The sequence below is a fragment of the Arthrobacter sp. Dra40 genome, from assembly GCF_059091905.1.
Window position 1 is genome coordinate 1 of sequence record NZ_JBNHHB010000140.1, and the last position, 13578, is coordinate 13578.

The 13578-nt window shown below is 68.1% G+C and carries 14 protein-coding genes and 3 riboswitches; of the genes, 11 read left to right on the forward strand and 3 right to left on the reverse strand.

What is annotated here, in order from left to right:
• On the reverse strand, nt 1-454 hold a 454-nt coding region (locus AC5RWT_RS27610), incomplete at its 3' end, for an alcohol dehydrogenase catalytic domain-containing protein (RefSeq protein WP_494082983.1).
• A 304-nt stretch (nt 455-758) separates the two neighbouring features.
• Nucleotides 759-873: riboswitch (SAM riboswitch) on the forward strand.
• 72 nt (nt 874-945) lie between these two features.
• On the opposite strand from AC5RWT_RS27610, the gene AC5RWT_RS27615 reads away from it, so the two are divergent.
• The 7 genes from AC5RWT_RS27615 to AC5RWT_RS27645 all read left to right on the forward strand — a co-directional run bounded on the left by AC5RWT_RS27615 (nt 946) and on the right by AC5RWT_RS27645 (nt 8959).
• Nucleotides 946-2184: an acyl-CoA dehydrogenase family protein gene (locus AC5RWT_RS27615; protein ID WP_494082984.1), complete on the forward strand. Its 1239-nt coding sequence runs from the start codon at nt 946-948 to the stop codon at nt 2182-2184.
• A gap of 97 nt (nt 2185-2281) precedes the next feature.
• A complete protein-coding gene (locus tag AC5RWT_RS27620; RefSeq protein WP_494082985.1) occupies nt 2282-3538 on the forward strand; it encodes an acyl-CoA dehydrogenase family protein in 1257 nt (418 codons plus the stop codon).
• A 14-nt stretch (nt 3539-3552) separates the two neighbouring features.
• Complete coding sequence (locus AC5RWT_RS27625; protein WP_494082986.1) at nt 3553-4323, forward strand: hypothetical protein; 771 nt, start codon at nt 3553-3555, stop codon at nt 4321-4323.
• A 64-nt stretch (nt 4324-4387) separates the two neighbouring features.
• Nucleotides 4388-4478: riboswitch (SAM riboswitch) on the forward strand.
• Nucleotides 4479-4566: 88 nt separating this feature from the next.
• On the forward strand, nt 4567-5982 hold the full coding sequence (locus AC5RWT_RS27630; RefSeq protein WP_494082987.1) for an LLM class flavin-dependent oxidoreductase: 1416 nt from the start codon (nt 4567-4569) through the stop codon (nt 5980-5982).
• Nucleotides 5983-6059: 77 nt separating this feature from the next.
• A riboswitch (SAM riboswitch) is annotated at nt 6060-6151 on the forward strand.
• Nucleotides 6152-6264: 113 nt separating this feature from the next.
• Nucleotides 6265-7323, forward strand: a complete 1059-nt coding sequence (locus AC5RWT_RS27635) for a methionine ABC transporter ATP-binding protein (RefSeq protein ID WP_494082988.1) — start codon at nt 6265-6267, stop codon at nt 7321-7323.
• Nucleotides 7320-8012, forward strand: coding sequence for a methionine ABC transporter permease (locus tag AC5RWT_RS27640; RefSeq protein ID WP_494082989.1), 693 nt, complete (start codon nt 7320-7322; stop codon nt 8010-8012). The genes AC5RWT_RS27635 and AC5RWT_RS27640 overlap by 4 nt, the downstream gene beginning before the upstream one ends.
• Nucleotides 8013-8038: 26 nt before the next feature.
• Nucleotides 8039-8959, forward strand: coding sequence for a MetQ/NlpA family ABC transporter substrate-binding protein (locus AC5RWT_RS27645; RefSeq protein ID WP_494082990.1), 921 nt, complete (start codon nt 8039-8041; stop codon nt 8957-8959).
• A 28-nt stretch (nt 8960-8987) separates the two neighbouring features.
• Here AC5RWT_RS27645 and AC5RWT_RS27650 read toward each other — a convergent pair whose 3' ends face one another.
• Entirely contained in the window at nt 8988-9827 is an 840-nt protein-coding gene (locus AC5RWT_RS27650; RefSeq protein WP_494082991.1) for a DUF1206 domain-containing protein, read from the reverse strand.
• A gap of 178 nt (nt 9828-10005) precedes the next feature.
• Here AC5RWT_RS27650 and AC5RWT_RS27655 point away from each other — a divergent pair, with 178 nt between their 5' ends.
• The 4 genes from AC5RWT_RS27655 to AC5RWT_RS27670 are packed head-to-tail and all read left to right on the forward strand — an operon-like array spanning nt 10006 to nt 12203.
• Entirely contained in the window at nt 10006-10419 is a 414-nt protein-coding gene (locus AC5RWT_RS27655; protein WP_494082992.1) for an MmcQ/YjbR family DNA-binding protein, read from the forward strand.
• Nucleotides 10420-10430: 11 nt separating this feature from the next.
• A complete protein-coding gene (locus tag AC5RWT_RS27660) occupies nt 10431-10967 on the forward strand; it encodes a DUF1990 domain-containing protein (RefSeq protein WP_494082993.1) in 537 nt (178 codons plus the stop codon).
• A gap of 59 nt (nt 10968-11026) precedes the next feature.
• Nucleotides 11027-11347, forward strand: coding sequence for a putative quinol monooxygenase (locus AC5RWT_RS27665; protein WP_494082994.1), 321 nt, complete (start codon nt 11027-11029; stop codon nt 11345-11347).
• 55 nt (nt 11348-11402) lie between these two features.
• Nucleotides 11403-12203 carry an SDR family oxidoreductase gene (locus tag AC5RWT_RS27670; RefSeq protein ID WP_494082995.1) on the forward strand — a complete coding sequence of 267 codons (801 nt, stop codon included), beginning with the start codon at nt 11403-11405 and terminating at the stop codon, nt 12201-12203.
• A gap of 147 nt (nt 12204-12350) precedes the next feature.
• Here AC5RWT_RS27670 and AC5RWT_RS27675 read toward each other — a convergent pair whose 3' ends face one another.
• Nucleotides 12351-13343: a LacI family DNA-binding transcriptional regulator gene (locus AC5RWT_RS27675; RefSeq protein WP_493969804.1), complete on the reverse strand. Its 993-nt coding sequence runs from the start codon at nt 13341-13343 to the stop codon at nt 12351-12353.
• Between the last annotated feature and the right edge of the window lie 235 nt (nt 13344-13578).

A 13578-nucleotide genomic window follows, 5' to 3' on the forward strand; every position in this document is an offset into this window, starting at 1 on the left:
CCCTTGCCCCGCCGACAGCCATGATCGCGTGGTAGGCGGTCAGGCCGGCGTCGGTCGCCATCGCGCCGAGGTCGAAGGGCACTTCGTCGGGCAGGGCCACGAGGTTGTCATCGGTGGCGCGAAGCTTGGCGGCGAAGCCACCGTCCCACTTGCCGTAGCCGAGTGCGTCCCCGTCCGACATCACCGGTGACAGGCCCACCCGATCGCCCACCTTCCAATGGCCCATGCCTTCGCCGACCTCGCTGATCACCCCGGCGGACTCATGCCCCATGGTGCGGGGCAGCCCGTGCTGGAACAGGGCCATCCATCCCGGATCATCGAGCGTGGTGACGTCCGAGTGGCAGACACCGGACGCCTTGACGTCCACCACCACCTCGCCCGGGCCGGCGTGCGGTTCCTCCACCTCGTTGAGCTCCAGCGGCTTGTTCGTACCGGTAAATTGCCATGCCTTCATGATTCGAACCTCCTGAGCGGCGACACGGTTTACGCCCCGGACCGGCCGATATCGGCGGCGCAACTTCACTCTAGTCCCGTCGCGGAATGGCCTAAAGGGGCCGTGGATTAGGGCGCATCTTCGGGCGGGATTTATCCGCCCGGCCCGGCGGTGCGGGGTGCCGGCGGGGTGCCGGGCGGAGCCGGCGGAAGGCGAGGGACCGCCGTCGTCGTCATTAACTGTGTCCGTAACAAACGGCCGCAGAACGTCACGGCCTGTCACGTCCTTCCCCCTGCCGGACCGGCCCCGGCATACTCGTTCCCAAGATCAAGAGTCCCAACGACAAGCTCTGGCTGGTTGGGCGGCAACCCTCTTCCGTAGCGGGGTGCCCCAGATGAGGATCCGGCCGCGCACAACACCGTGCCCGGCAAGTACGGCCCCCAGGCCGCGTCCCCGACCGTGATGGTTGCTGCGCGCCGCGGCTGCTGGGAGCCCCGCCTTGAGGAGCACACATGACCGCCGTCGTGACCGAAAACAATCTGCAGGCCCGCCGTTCCCCCTGGACCGGACACGCCACCGACGAAGAGCTGGCCCACTGGAGCCGGATCGCCGAAGACGTTGCCGCCGCACTCGCCCCGGACGTGCAGGAGCGGGACCGCCGCAACGCCGACCCGCACGCCGAGGTGGAATTGCTGCGCAGTTCCAGCTTGTTCAACCTCATCATCCCGGCCGAGTGGGGCGGCGAGGGCGGGCATTGGGAAAGCGCGCTGCACGCCGTGCGCATCCTGGCCCGCACGGACGCCTCGATCGCCCAGATCCTGGCCTACCACTACGCCAACCTCGGCGCGGTCGTGTTCTATGGCGACGCGCCGGTCCAGGAACGCCTGCTCCGTCGGTCCGCCCAGGGCCGCTGGTCCTGGGGCGATTCGGTCAACCCGGTGGACCCGAACCTGGAGCTGATCCCCGAGGGCGGCGGCTACCGGTTGGACGGCGTCAAGCACTTCTCCACCGGTGCGTCGGTGGGCGACGCGATCCTGGTCAACGCAGTGATTGCGGCCGGCCCGGATGAGGGGAAGTTCCTGGCGCTTGCCCTGGAGCATGGCCGCGCCGGCATCTCGTTCCTCGGTGACTGGGACGCGCTGGGCCAGCGCCTCTCGGCCAGCGGTTCCGTGAAGTACGACGGCGTGCAGGTCACCGCCGCGGACATCATCGGCGACGTGGGGGAGGAGCCTTTCTCCACGCTGGTCACCCCGTACATCCAGCTGGCCTTCGGCAACCTCTACCTGGGCATTGCCCAGGGGGCGCTGGAGCAGGGGCGCCGGATTACCGTGGCCCGCAAAAATTCCTGGTTCCTCAGCAACGCCGAAACCTATGCCCAGGACCCGCTGATTCAGCGTGTCTACGGCGAACTGGCCTCCCGCGTCGCGGCGGTGGAAGCGCTGGCGGACCGGACAAATGAACGGTTCGACGCCGCCATCGCCGCCGGCGGCCAACTGACAGCCGAAGCACGGGCGGACATCGCGATCGAGATCGCCCGGCTCAAGGTGGTTTCCACCGAGATCGGGGTGGAGGTGGCGAACCGCATCTTCGAGACCACCGGCTCGTCCTCAGCGAAAACCGACGTCGGCCTGGACATCTTCTGGCGCAATGTCCGCACGCACACCCTGCACGACCCGGTCGACTACAAGAAGGTTGAGGTCGGCGCCAACTTCCTGCGCGGCGATGTCCAGCCGATCTCGCTTTACACCTGAGCGCGCAGCCAATCGGCGCGCCTTCCACCCCGTCCCGTCCCGTCCCGTCCCCGGCCCTCCGCGGCCGAGCCCCAGCCGAGTCCCCAGGAGCATCACCTTGACCGAAACCCTTGCCCCCGCAACAACCTCCTTCGAAACCGCAGCAGCCACATACCGCCCGATCTTCGAACGCATCGCTGCCGGTGCGCTGGCCCGCGAACTGGCCCGCGAGCTGCCGTTTGAGCAGATCCGCTGGCTGAAGGAAGCCGGCTTCGGCGCCGCCCGGATCCCCGCCGAACTCGGCGGCGACGGACTGGACTGGGAGGAATTCACCGAGCTGTTGATCGAACTGGCCGCCGCGGACAGCAACATCCCGCAGGCGCTGCGCTCGCACATCGCGCTGGTGGAGGAAAACCTGTACCACCACGGACGTACCGGGGACCGCAGCAGCTGGCTGCAGCGCTTCGCCTCCGGGGAACTGGCCGGCAACGCCTGGACCGAACCCGGCGCCGGGGGAACTGCCACCGTGTTGTCCGAAGCCGGCGGCAAGCTGCTGCTGAACGGCCGCAAGTTCTACACGACCGGCACCATCTTCGCCGACTGGATTGATGTCACCGCCAAACGCTCGGACGGCACCGACGTCTCGGTGATCCTCTCCACCAAGACGCCGGGCGTGGAAACGTTCGATGACTGGGACGGTTTCGGCCAGCAGCTGACCGGAAGCGGCACCACGGTGTTTACCGACGCCGCCGTGGACCCGGCCAACGTCTCCGCCTTCACCGATCGTTTCCCCTACCAGACGGCGCTGTACCAACACATCCTGCTGGTTACCCTGACCGGCATCGCCCAGGCTGTTACCAAGGATGCCGCCGGCAACGTTCGGGAGCGCAAGCGGGTGTTCGGCCACGGCAACACTCCGCTGGTCCGGCACGACGCCCAGATCCTGCAAGTGGTCGGCGAGATCAGCGCCAAGGCCTTCGCAGCGAAGGCGACGACCCTGAGCGTGGCCGGCAGGCTGGACCGGGTCTTCGCGGCGCGGCTGCACCCCGCCGCCGTCGAGAAGGCGGCCAACGCCGCCGTCGAACTGGCGTCGGGCCAGGCGCAGATAGTGCTCAGCACCTTGGTACCGGACGCCGCGGGCGCCCTCTTCAACGCGCTGGGTGCGTCCTCGACCAGCAAGGACAAGGCGTTGGACCGGCACTGGCGCAACGCGCGCACCGTGGCGACGCACAACCCGTTCATTTACAAGGCGCGGATCCTCGGCGACTGGGAAGTCAACGCGACCGAACCGCCGTTCATCTGGACCATCGGCGAGGCCGACGCCGATGCCGCCCGCCAGCCCCACAGCTCCGCCGCTGTGTCCGCGGCCGTCTAAGAAGAAGGCACACCATGTCTGTTTCCACCCCGCAAACCCTTGCGGCCCCCGCGCCCGTCTCCGCAGCCAAAGCGGTACCTCGGCTTTCCGGCCGGCTCGGCGTCGCCAGCATCGTGCTCATCGTGCTGGCCGCCGCGTCGCCGCTGGGTGTTATTGGCGGGACCGTGCCACTGGCCATCGCCAGCGGCAACGGCGCCGGCCTCCCGTTCATTTTCCTGCTGGCGATGGGCATCCTGTTGTTGTTCGCCGTCGGATTCACCACCATGACGCCGCATGTGCCCAGCGCCGGTGCCTTCTACAGCTACGTGGACAAAGGACTGGGCCGCCGGACCGGACTGGGTGCGGCGTTCGTGGCGCTGCTCTCCTACCTCGCGCTGGAAGCCGGTGTCTACGGCCTGCTGGCACCAGCTGTCGACGAGGTGGTCCGCGCCTACGGTGTGCTGGCCGCCGTGGTGGCCGGCTGGGATCCGATCGTGCAGTTCTACACCTGGTTCGCGGGCTTCGCCTCCCTGGGCCTGGTGGTGCTGATGACGCTGACCAGCGTCGCCGTGCTGGTCTTCTTCCGCCGGAACGGTGCGCCCCTCCGGGACTGGAAACGCACCGCCGCCCCGGCACTCGGACTCATCGGGCTGCTGGGAATCCTGGGGCTGATCCTGCAGAGCCTCCCGACCCTGGTCGGCAACAGCGTCCCGCTGGCAGTCGCCGTCGTCGTCCTGATCCTGCTGTGCTTCGCGGCCGGAACACTAGCGGGGGCGAAGAGGCGGGAGGGCGCTCCGAAGTCGTAATTTCTTACCCCGCGTGACGCGGGACATTTCCCTCCCGGCCGCCTGCGGGTGTCCAATGGAGGGGTACCCATCCAGAGCGGCCGAGAGACCTGGCTTGTTGACGCCGCAGCAACCCCCTCCTTTGAGGAAGGTGCTACCGCCAGGACCGATGGAGAAGCTCGATCTCTCGTTGGTCTTCCGTAGGCATCCTGATGCCCAACGGAGTGCCGGCGCGGGCTCTTCTCATCAGAAAAGGAGCCTGACATGACAGTGAACAACCCGCAGCCCAACACCCGGCGCCAGATCCGTTTCAACGCCTTCGACATGAACTGCGTGGGCCACCAGTCGCCCGGACTGTGGCGCCACCCGCAGGACAAGTCCGCCACCTACAACACCATCGGCTACTGGACCCACCTGGCCAAGGTGCTGGAAAAGGGCATGTTCGACGGCCTGTTCATTGCCGACGTGCTCGGCACCTACGACGTCTTCGGGTCCTCCAACGAGACGACGCTGCGCGCCGGCACGCAGGTCCCGGTGAACGATCCGTTCATGCTGGTCTCGGCGATGGCCGCGGTGACCGAAAACCTCGGCTTCGGCGTCACCGCCGGCACCGCCTACGAGCACCCGTACCCGTTCGCCCGCCGCCTGGCCACCCTTGACCACCTGACCAACGGGCGGGTCGGCTGGAACGTGGTCACCGGTTACCTGCCCTCGGCGGCGCGCAACATGGGCCAGGAAGACCAGCTGGAGCACGACGAGCGCTACAACCACGCGGACGAATACCTTGAGGTCATCTACAAGCTGCTTGAGGGCTCGTGGGAGGACGACGCCGTGGTCAAGGACGTGGAGACCGGCGTCTTCACCGACCCGGCCAAGGTCCACGAGATCCGGCACGAGGGCAAGTACTTCAAGGTTCCCGGCATCGCGATCACCGAGCCGAGCCCGCAGCGCACCCCGGTCATCTTCCAGGCCGGGGCCTCCAAGCGCGGCACCGAGTTCGCCGCCGAGAACGCCGAGGCGGTGTTCGTGACCTGCCCGACCAAGGAGATGCTGGCCGCGTCGGTCAAGAAAATCCGCGACGCCGTGGAAGCGGCGGGCCGCGACCGCTACGACGTACGCATCTACGCGATGCAGACCGTGGTGACCGGACCGGACACCGCCACCGCGCAGGCCAAATTCGAGGACTACAAGTCCTACGCGGACATCAACGGCGCGCTGGCCCTGATCTCAGGCTGGATGGGCGTTGACCTCTCCACCTACGGCCCGGACGACGTGATCGGCGAAAACGTGAAGTCCAATGCCATCCAGTCCTCGGTGGAGACCTTCCAGAAGGCTTCCGGCGACAGCGGCAAACCGTGGACCATTCGTCAGCTGGCCGAATGGGTCGGCGTCGGCGGCTTCGGCCCGATCACCGTCGGGTCCGGCGCGGAGGTGGCCGCCAAGCTGGTGGAGTGGGTCGACGAGACCGACGTGGACGGGTTCAACCTGGCCTACGCGATCACCCCGGGCACCTTCGAGGACATCGTGGAATACGTCGTGCCGGAGCTGCAGAAGCTGGGTGCCTACCCCACGGAGTACGCGCCGGGGACCCTGCGCAACAAGCTCTTCGGCCGCGGCGACAAGCTGCCGGAGAACCACCGCGCCGCCGGCTTCCGCCTGCAGAACGCGCTGGTCGACTAAGGGTGGGAACGAGCAGACCAGCTAAACAACGACGCCGGTGCGCCGCCCCTTCAGGGGGCGGGCACCGCCGTCGGCAAGAACCATCCAGAGCGGCCGAGAGATCTGGCTCGATGACGCCGCAGCAACCCCGGCAACTGCCGCACGGTGCTAACGCCAGAACCGATGGAGAACCCGGGCCGGGCCGGAACCGGCCGCGCCATGCCTGTGCGCCGTGATCGGCCGTGCCCGGGGCTCCCTGACCTTCAGGAGCAGCATGAAAAAGTATGCCGCGGGCGGCCCGCAATGATTGAAATCCGCAATCTGCACAAGAGCTACGAGACACGACACGGGACGGCCGAGGTGCTCAAGGGCATCGACCTGGCCATCGAGCAGGGGTCGATCACCGCCGTCGTCGGCCCTTCCGGCGCCGGCAAGACGACCCTCTCGCACTGCATTTCCCTGTTGGAGAAACCGACCTCCGGCCGAGTGCTGGTGGACGGCCGCGACCTCTCCGCCCTATCCGGGCAGGCGCTGCGCGGCGAACGCCGCGCCATCGGCACGATCTTCCAACACTCGGCCCTGCTGCGCCGCATGACGGTGGCCGAGAACGTGGCGCTGCCGCTGCGAAACCTCGGCGTGGTGCACGCTCAGATGGAGGACCGCGTGGCCGAACTGCTGGACCGGGTGGGCCTCCTGCACAAGGCCAACGCCTACCCCGGCCAACTGTCTGGCGGCCAAAAGCAACGCGTCGGCATCGCCCGGGCGCTGGCACTTCGTCCCCGGATTTTGCTCTCCGACGAATCGACGTCGGGCCTGGATCCGGAGTCCACCCAGCAGATCCTGGACCTGCTGGACGACGTGCGCACCGAACTGGGGTTGTCGGTCATCCTGATCACCCATGAGATGGACGTGGTGCGCCACGTCGCCGACCAGGTGGCCGTGCTCTCCGGCGGCCGCGTCGCGGAATACGGGCCGATCGGCGCCCTGGTGGCCGACCCGGCCTCCGCCGCCGGCCGCCAACTGCTGCCAATCCGCACCCTCCCGCTGCCGGCCGGCTTCGACTACGCGCTGTCCGTTTCCTACCGACAGGGGCCGGTGGACCCGGAGTGGATGACCCGCCTGTCCACCGGCCTCGGCGTGCGCGTGGCGCTGCTGGGCGGTTCGGTGGAAGCCCATGGTGAAGCGGTGCTGGGCCGCGCCGACATCGGTCTCGCCGGTCGCCCGGAGGCCGATGTTCGCGCCTACTTGGCCGGCCTGGGCCTTACCGCAGAGGCGCGCTACAGTGCCGTGGACGCGGCGGAAACGCCGCCGACGGACGCGGACGAATATGCAAGGAACGGGAAAATCGAGGTGCGCGCATGAGGCCCGCAGAAACCGCCGCCGTCGGGCTGGACACGCCCTGGGCGGACCTGCCCGCGCTGCTGCTGCCGGCCTACGGCGAAACCTGGGCGATGGTCGGCATCGTGATGGTCATGGTGATCCTGGTCGGCGGCGCCACCGGCGTGCTGCTGTACAACACGGATGGCCGCGGCCTGTTCCCCCGGCCGCGCCTGCACGGGACGCTCAGCTGGCTCGTCAACATGGGCCGCTCGCTCCCGTTCCTGGTGCTGATGGCCGCCATCATCCCGCTGACCAAGTGGGTTACCGGAACGACCATCGGCATCGCGGCAGCCGTGGTCCCGATGACACTGGCCGGCATTCCGTTCTTCGCCCGGCTGGTGCAGAACGCACTCAACGATCTGCCGCGCGAGAACATGGCCGTCGGGCTGGTCACGGGCAGCTCCACCGGGCAGATCATCCGGCAGACGCAGCTGCGCGAGGCCCTGCCGGGCCTTACGTCGGCGGTCACGCTCAACACCATTTCGATGATCGAATACTCGGCCATCGCCGGGACCATCGGCGCCGGCGGCATCGGCTACCTGGCCGTCACCTACGGCTACCAACGGTTCGACACCCACGTCATGGCGGCCACCATCGTTGTCCTGATCATCACCGTGCAGCTGGTGCAGTTTGCAGGCGACCGGATCTCCCGCGCGCTGCTGCGCCCTTAGCAACTGACCAACAGGAGCATCACATCATGAGCACACCTTCCGCCGGGTCCGGCCACGACCACGGCTTCACCCTGCGCAGACAGACCACCGCCCTGCCGTGGAGCATTGCCTCCCTTGCCGCCGTCGTCGCATTGGTCCTGGGGCTGCTGCTGGTGCAGCAGCAGTCCCGGCCGGCCGTGGCGGCATCCGGCAGCGAGGTCACCTCGCCGCTGAAAGTCCACTTTGAACCGGCGATGGCGGGGGAGGAGAAAATCCTGAAGTTCGTCGCCGAGGAAATCGCCCCCGACTACGGCGTGGAGATCGAGGCAGTGGGCCTGCAGGATCCGGTCCAGGCCAACCGCGCGGTGGCCGATGGGCAGTTCCACGCCACCATCTTCGAGCACCAGTGGTACATGCAGCAGTCCGCCGACGCCAACGAGTTGGAACTGACGCCGACGGTGGAGCTGTACCAGTGGGGCTTCGGCCTGTACTCAACCCGCTACGGCTCGGTGGAAGACCTGCCGCGCGGAGCCGCGCTGCTGCTGCCCAACGACGCCGCCAACCAGGGCCAGGCGCTGTGGCTGCTGCAGCGCGAGGGACTGCTGGAGCTGGATCCGGCGGTGGAGCCGAGAACAGCAAAGATCCGCGACGTTACCGGCAACCCGCGCGGCTTCGAGCTGAAGGAAGCCGACCTGCTGGCGATGCCGCGGATGCTCGACTCAGTCGATGCCGCGATCGGCTACGTCTCCCAGTTCGACGCCGGCAAGATCGGCCGCGACAAGGGCATCCTGTTCCCTGCGGCCCCGAAGACATTCGCCTCCCGCCTGGTGGTCGGGACCCAGTTCAAGGACAGCGCGGAGAGCAAAAAATTGATCGAGATCTTCTCGGATCCGCGGCTGGAGGAGTACCTGCACACCACGGAGGATCCGCTGGTCAAGGACGTGCTGACACCTGTCTCCACGGAGTAGGGCCGACACGCTAGAGGCCCCGGGCGGGCTACATCTTCGCGTAGCGCGCCCGGGCACCGAGATACAGGCCGTAGCACATGAGGCCGACGGCGACGACGGCCAGGGCTGCCGGACCGAAGGCCTGGTCGCGCAGCGCCTTGAGCGCTCCGTCCAGGCCGGTGACGTCCTGCGGGTCGTGTTGTACCGCGGCCACGGCCATCAGCAGGCCGAGCACAAAGAGCGCCAGCCCTTTGCCCACATAGCCGCCGACGCCGATCCAGGTCACCGCGGTGCCCACACGGTCCGAGGGCAGCGGCTTCAAGTCATTGAGGAAGTTCTTGAACAACCCCTTGACCACGTAGAAGATGCCGACGCCCATGATCACGGCGCCAATCAGGAACAGCACCACGGCACCGCCGGGCCACTGCATGAGTTCGGCGGTGGCGTCCTGCGAAGTCTTACTGCTGTCACGGCCGGAGCCCAAGGCGAAGCTGCCGAAAACCCCTGCCACGGCTCCGTACACGATGGCCAGGCCCACCGACTTAGCCCGGTAGCCCCACCTTTTCTTCTTCTCCAGGCCGCGGCCGCCAAACACCGCCTCGCTCAACTGCCACAGCGCCAAGGCGGCGGCGGCCACCATGCCCGCCCAGAGCAGGAACAGTCCGCCCGGGCGCTGCGCCAGGCTCGAGGCTGCCCCGCTCTGGTCTGCCTCACCGCCGCCGCCGAACGCCAGGCGCAGCGCAATCGCGCCAATCAGCACGTGCAGCAGGCCGCTGGCCGCGAACCCAAACCGTGCCACCCACTCAAACTGTTTGGAGTCGGCTGCCTGCTCGGTCTTGTCCACAGCCTTTCCCGCCGCCCGTTTGGCCTGCCTGCCGGTATCTGCCATGGTTCTCCTTCGAAGCCGTCGCCCATCCGGAAACCGACGGCGGCACCGGAGCGCCGCCGTCGTTCCCCGTGAAACATTCCGTGAAACCATCCTGCCACCGAAGCGCCGCCCGCGCATGGGGCGCGGGGGCCGCTCAGACCCGTGACCGGGGCGTGCCGGGGGCAGTAGGCTCGTGCGTATGGACGCGACCGCGCTGCGTGACTTTTGCCTCTCCCTGCCCGGGGCGTTCGAGGACTTCCCGTTCGGACCCGAGGCGTCGGTGTTCAAGGTCCGCGCGCCGGGCCGGGCCGCGAAAATGTTCGCGCTCTCCGACCTGAAGGCGCCGCGGCTCAGCATCAGCCTCAAGTGCGAACCCGTGCTGGCGCAGCAGCTGCGTACAGCGCATCCGGAGATCACGGGCGCTTACCACCTGAACAAAACCCACTGGAATGGCGTGCGCTGCGACGGCGCGCTGCCCGATGGGATGCTGCGCGACATGATCGAGGACTCCTACGACCTGGTGGTGGCGTCGCTGCCGCGCCGTGACCGCGAGATGCTCGATTGGATGGGTCTGGCCCGGGGCACAGAAGACGCACCCCGGGCTGAGCGGTGAAGGCCAGGGACTTGGGCGGGGCCCCTTTGACGTACGACGGCGTGGGGCTGAGCAGGGAGCGCAGCTCGCCGCCGGGATACCGGGTAGTGGATGAACGGGTCGGTGTCGGTGTGGGCGAAGAGGCGTTCCGCCGGCTGGCCGAAGGGTTGATGGGCTGGGAGGTGCACCGGCTGGCCGGGCTGCGGGTCGATGCCACCGAGCCGGAGGCCGCCGAAGGCGTGGAGGTGGTGTCCGGGTTCGGGGCCGGGCCGCTGCGGATCGCCATCCCGTGCCGCGTGGTGTGGACGGACCGGACGCCAACCCGGATTGGTTTCGGCTACGGCACGCTGCCCGGGCATCCGGAGTCGGGCGAAGAAGGCTTTTCGGCCGTGCTGGAGGGGAACGGGCTGGTGGTGTTCGAAGTGTTTGCGTTCAGCCGGCACGCCAACTGGTTCTACCGGACCGGCGGGGTGGTGGCCGGAGCCGCCCAGCGGCTGGTCACGCGGCGCTACATTGCCGCAGCCAAGGCCCTCGCCGGCGGGCTGGCGGGCCGGCCGCACCGGACCTGACGGACCGCGCCGGGCATGGCAGGATGAAAAGACATCCCCAAGAGAAAGGCTGATGCCGCGTGATTTTCATTGTGGTCAAGTTCAAGGTCAAGGACGAGCACGCCGACAATTTCCCCGAACTCGTGCGTGAGTTCACCGAGGCCACCCGGCAAGAGCCGGGCAACCTGTGGTTCGACTGGTCGCGCAGCGTGGAGGACCCCAACGAGTACGTGCTGGTGGAGGCCTTCCGGGACGATGCGGCCGAAGCGCACGTGAAGAGCGACCACTTCAAGAAGGCCATGCAGGAACAGCCGCAGTACCTGCAGGAGACGCCGCGGATCATCAGCCGCCAGGTCGAGGGCGATGGCTGGGACCAGATGGGCGAAATGACCGTAGCGTAGCGATCAGGTAGCGGAGGGGGCTGGCAAGCGGCCGGTTCTTCGCCACAATGGGCGCATGGAACAGTTCGCGCCCCGCACCGCCATTGTCACCGGCTCCGACTCGGGTATCGGCCGGGCCACCGCCGTCGCCCTTGCCCGCGCCGGGCTGGACATCGGGATCACCTGGCACTCCGACCACACCGGAGCCGAGGAGACCGCCGAGGAGGTCCGCGCGCTTGGCCGCAGCGCTGCCGTTGCGCAATTGGATACCACGGACCTGCCAGGCTGTGGGGACGTGGTCGATGCGCTGGCGGAGCAGCTCGGCGGGCTTGACGTGTTCGTCAACAACTCGGGCACCGGGGCCAGCCAGCCGTTTTTGGAGCTGGACTATGAGACGTGGCGGAACGTGGTTGCCACCGACCTGGACGGCGCCTTCGTCTGCATGCAGCGCGCTGCGCAAAGGATGGCCGGGGCCGGCAACGGTGGCCGGATCATCGCGGTGACCAGCGTGCACGAGCACCAGCCGATGGTCGGGGCCGCGCCGTACGACGCCGCGAAGCACGGCCTCGGCGGACTGGTGAAGAACATGGCGCTGGAGCTTGGCCGGCACGGCATTACGGTCAACGCCGTCGCACCCGGCGAGATTGCCACCGCCATGACCGGCAACGAGGACGTGGACCCGGACGACATCGACCGGCCGGGCATCCCGCTGGCAAGGCCCGGCGACGCCCGCGAGATCGCCGGCGTGATCGCCTTCCTGGCGTCCGCGGAAGCCGGCTACGTCACCGGGGCGTCGTGGGTGGTGGACGGCGGCATGCTGCAGATGGGACCGCAGGCCGGCGCCGCCATCGGCAGCCATGACTGGCGCGAGGTGTAGCCGTGCAATGGCCCGGACCGCGCCGGCTCGCCGGTGCCGGAGGCGCCGTGGTTGATGAACGCCAGAGGGTGGTCCCCAACGCCTTTCTGGTTGGGCGGTTTGGCCTCTTCCTTCTCGCTGTGCGGGGGCGAGTGCCGCCGTCGTTAGTTAGTTGGCGGCGATCCGCTCCGTGGAGCCGCGCACAATCAGCGAGGCCTCCAAGGTGAGCTGCGGTTGCTCAAGGTTGCGGCCTTCGATCAGGTCCCGCAACTGTTCGCCGGCCTTGAGGCCCAGGCGGGCGGCGGGAAGGTGGACGCTGGTGAGGCCGGGGTTGCTGGTGGCGCTGTAGGGCAGGTCGTCGAAGCCGGCGACGGCGAGTTCGTCCGGGATCCGCACGCCGGCAACTCGGGCTTGCTGCAGCACGCCGTACGCGTGGGTATCGGTGGCGCAGACGACGGCGGTGACACCAGATTGCTGCCACCGGGGCCAGGCGGCGGCAAACGCCTCGGCCGAGGCGCCGATGTCGATCGTGGTGCTGATCAGGTGAGCCGGATCCACCGTCATCCCGCGCGCGGCCGCCTCCGCCAGGAAGGCCGTCCGGCGAATGGTGAAGGTGGCTGTGCCGGTCACGCTGTCCAAGTACGCCACCCGCTGGTGGCCGGAGCCGGCCAGATGCGCCGCGAGTTCGCGGGCGCCGTGGGCCACATCGAGGTTGACGGACGGCGCATAAGCCTCCAGCCCGGGCGCGTCGAGCAGCACCAAGGGGCCCGTGGCGGAGAGGTCCTCGAGGAACGCGGCATCGGGGGCATCCACTAACAGGCCCGCCGGGCGCAGGGCGAGGATCCGGCGGATGTCATCCGCGCGGGGGAATTCACCGGCTTCGGTGACGGAGAGCAGCAGCTGAAAGTCCGCGCCGAGGGATTCCCGGACGCCGGCAACGACCTTGGCGAAGAACGGGTTGGAAATGTCCGGCGCCACCAGAACCACAATGGAACTGACCCCCTTGGCCAGTGAACTGCCTACGCTGTCCACCACGTATCCGAGTTCGGCGATGGCCTTGCTGACCCGCGAGATGTTGTCCGCGGACACCCGCCCGCGCGTCTTGCCGTTGGCCACCAGGGAAACCGTCGCCGTGGATACGCCGGCGCGGGCGGCCACCATCGCCGCGGTCACCCGCCGACCGACGCGCGGCGGGTGCTGGGGAGGGCGGGCGGAATCCATGAGCCCATGATAAGCGTGATCAAGCACCGCAAGGCATCAAGCGCTTGACGCCTGTTACGTCAAGCGTTTGACGTGAAGCGGGAGCGGGTGTCACACTTCCTGTGACCAAATTCCCGCTGCGGCGGGCCCCGATGACGTGGAGAGAAAACATGGACGCCACTTCCGCGACGCCTGG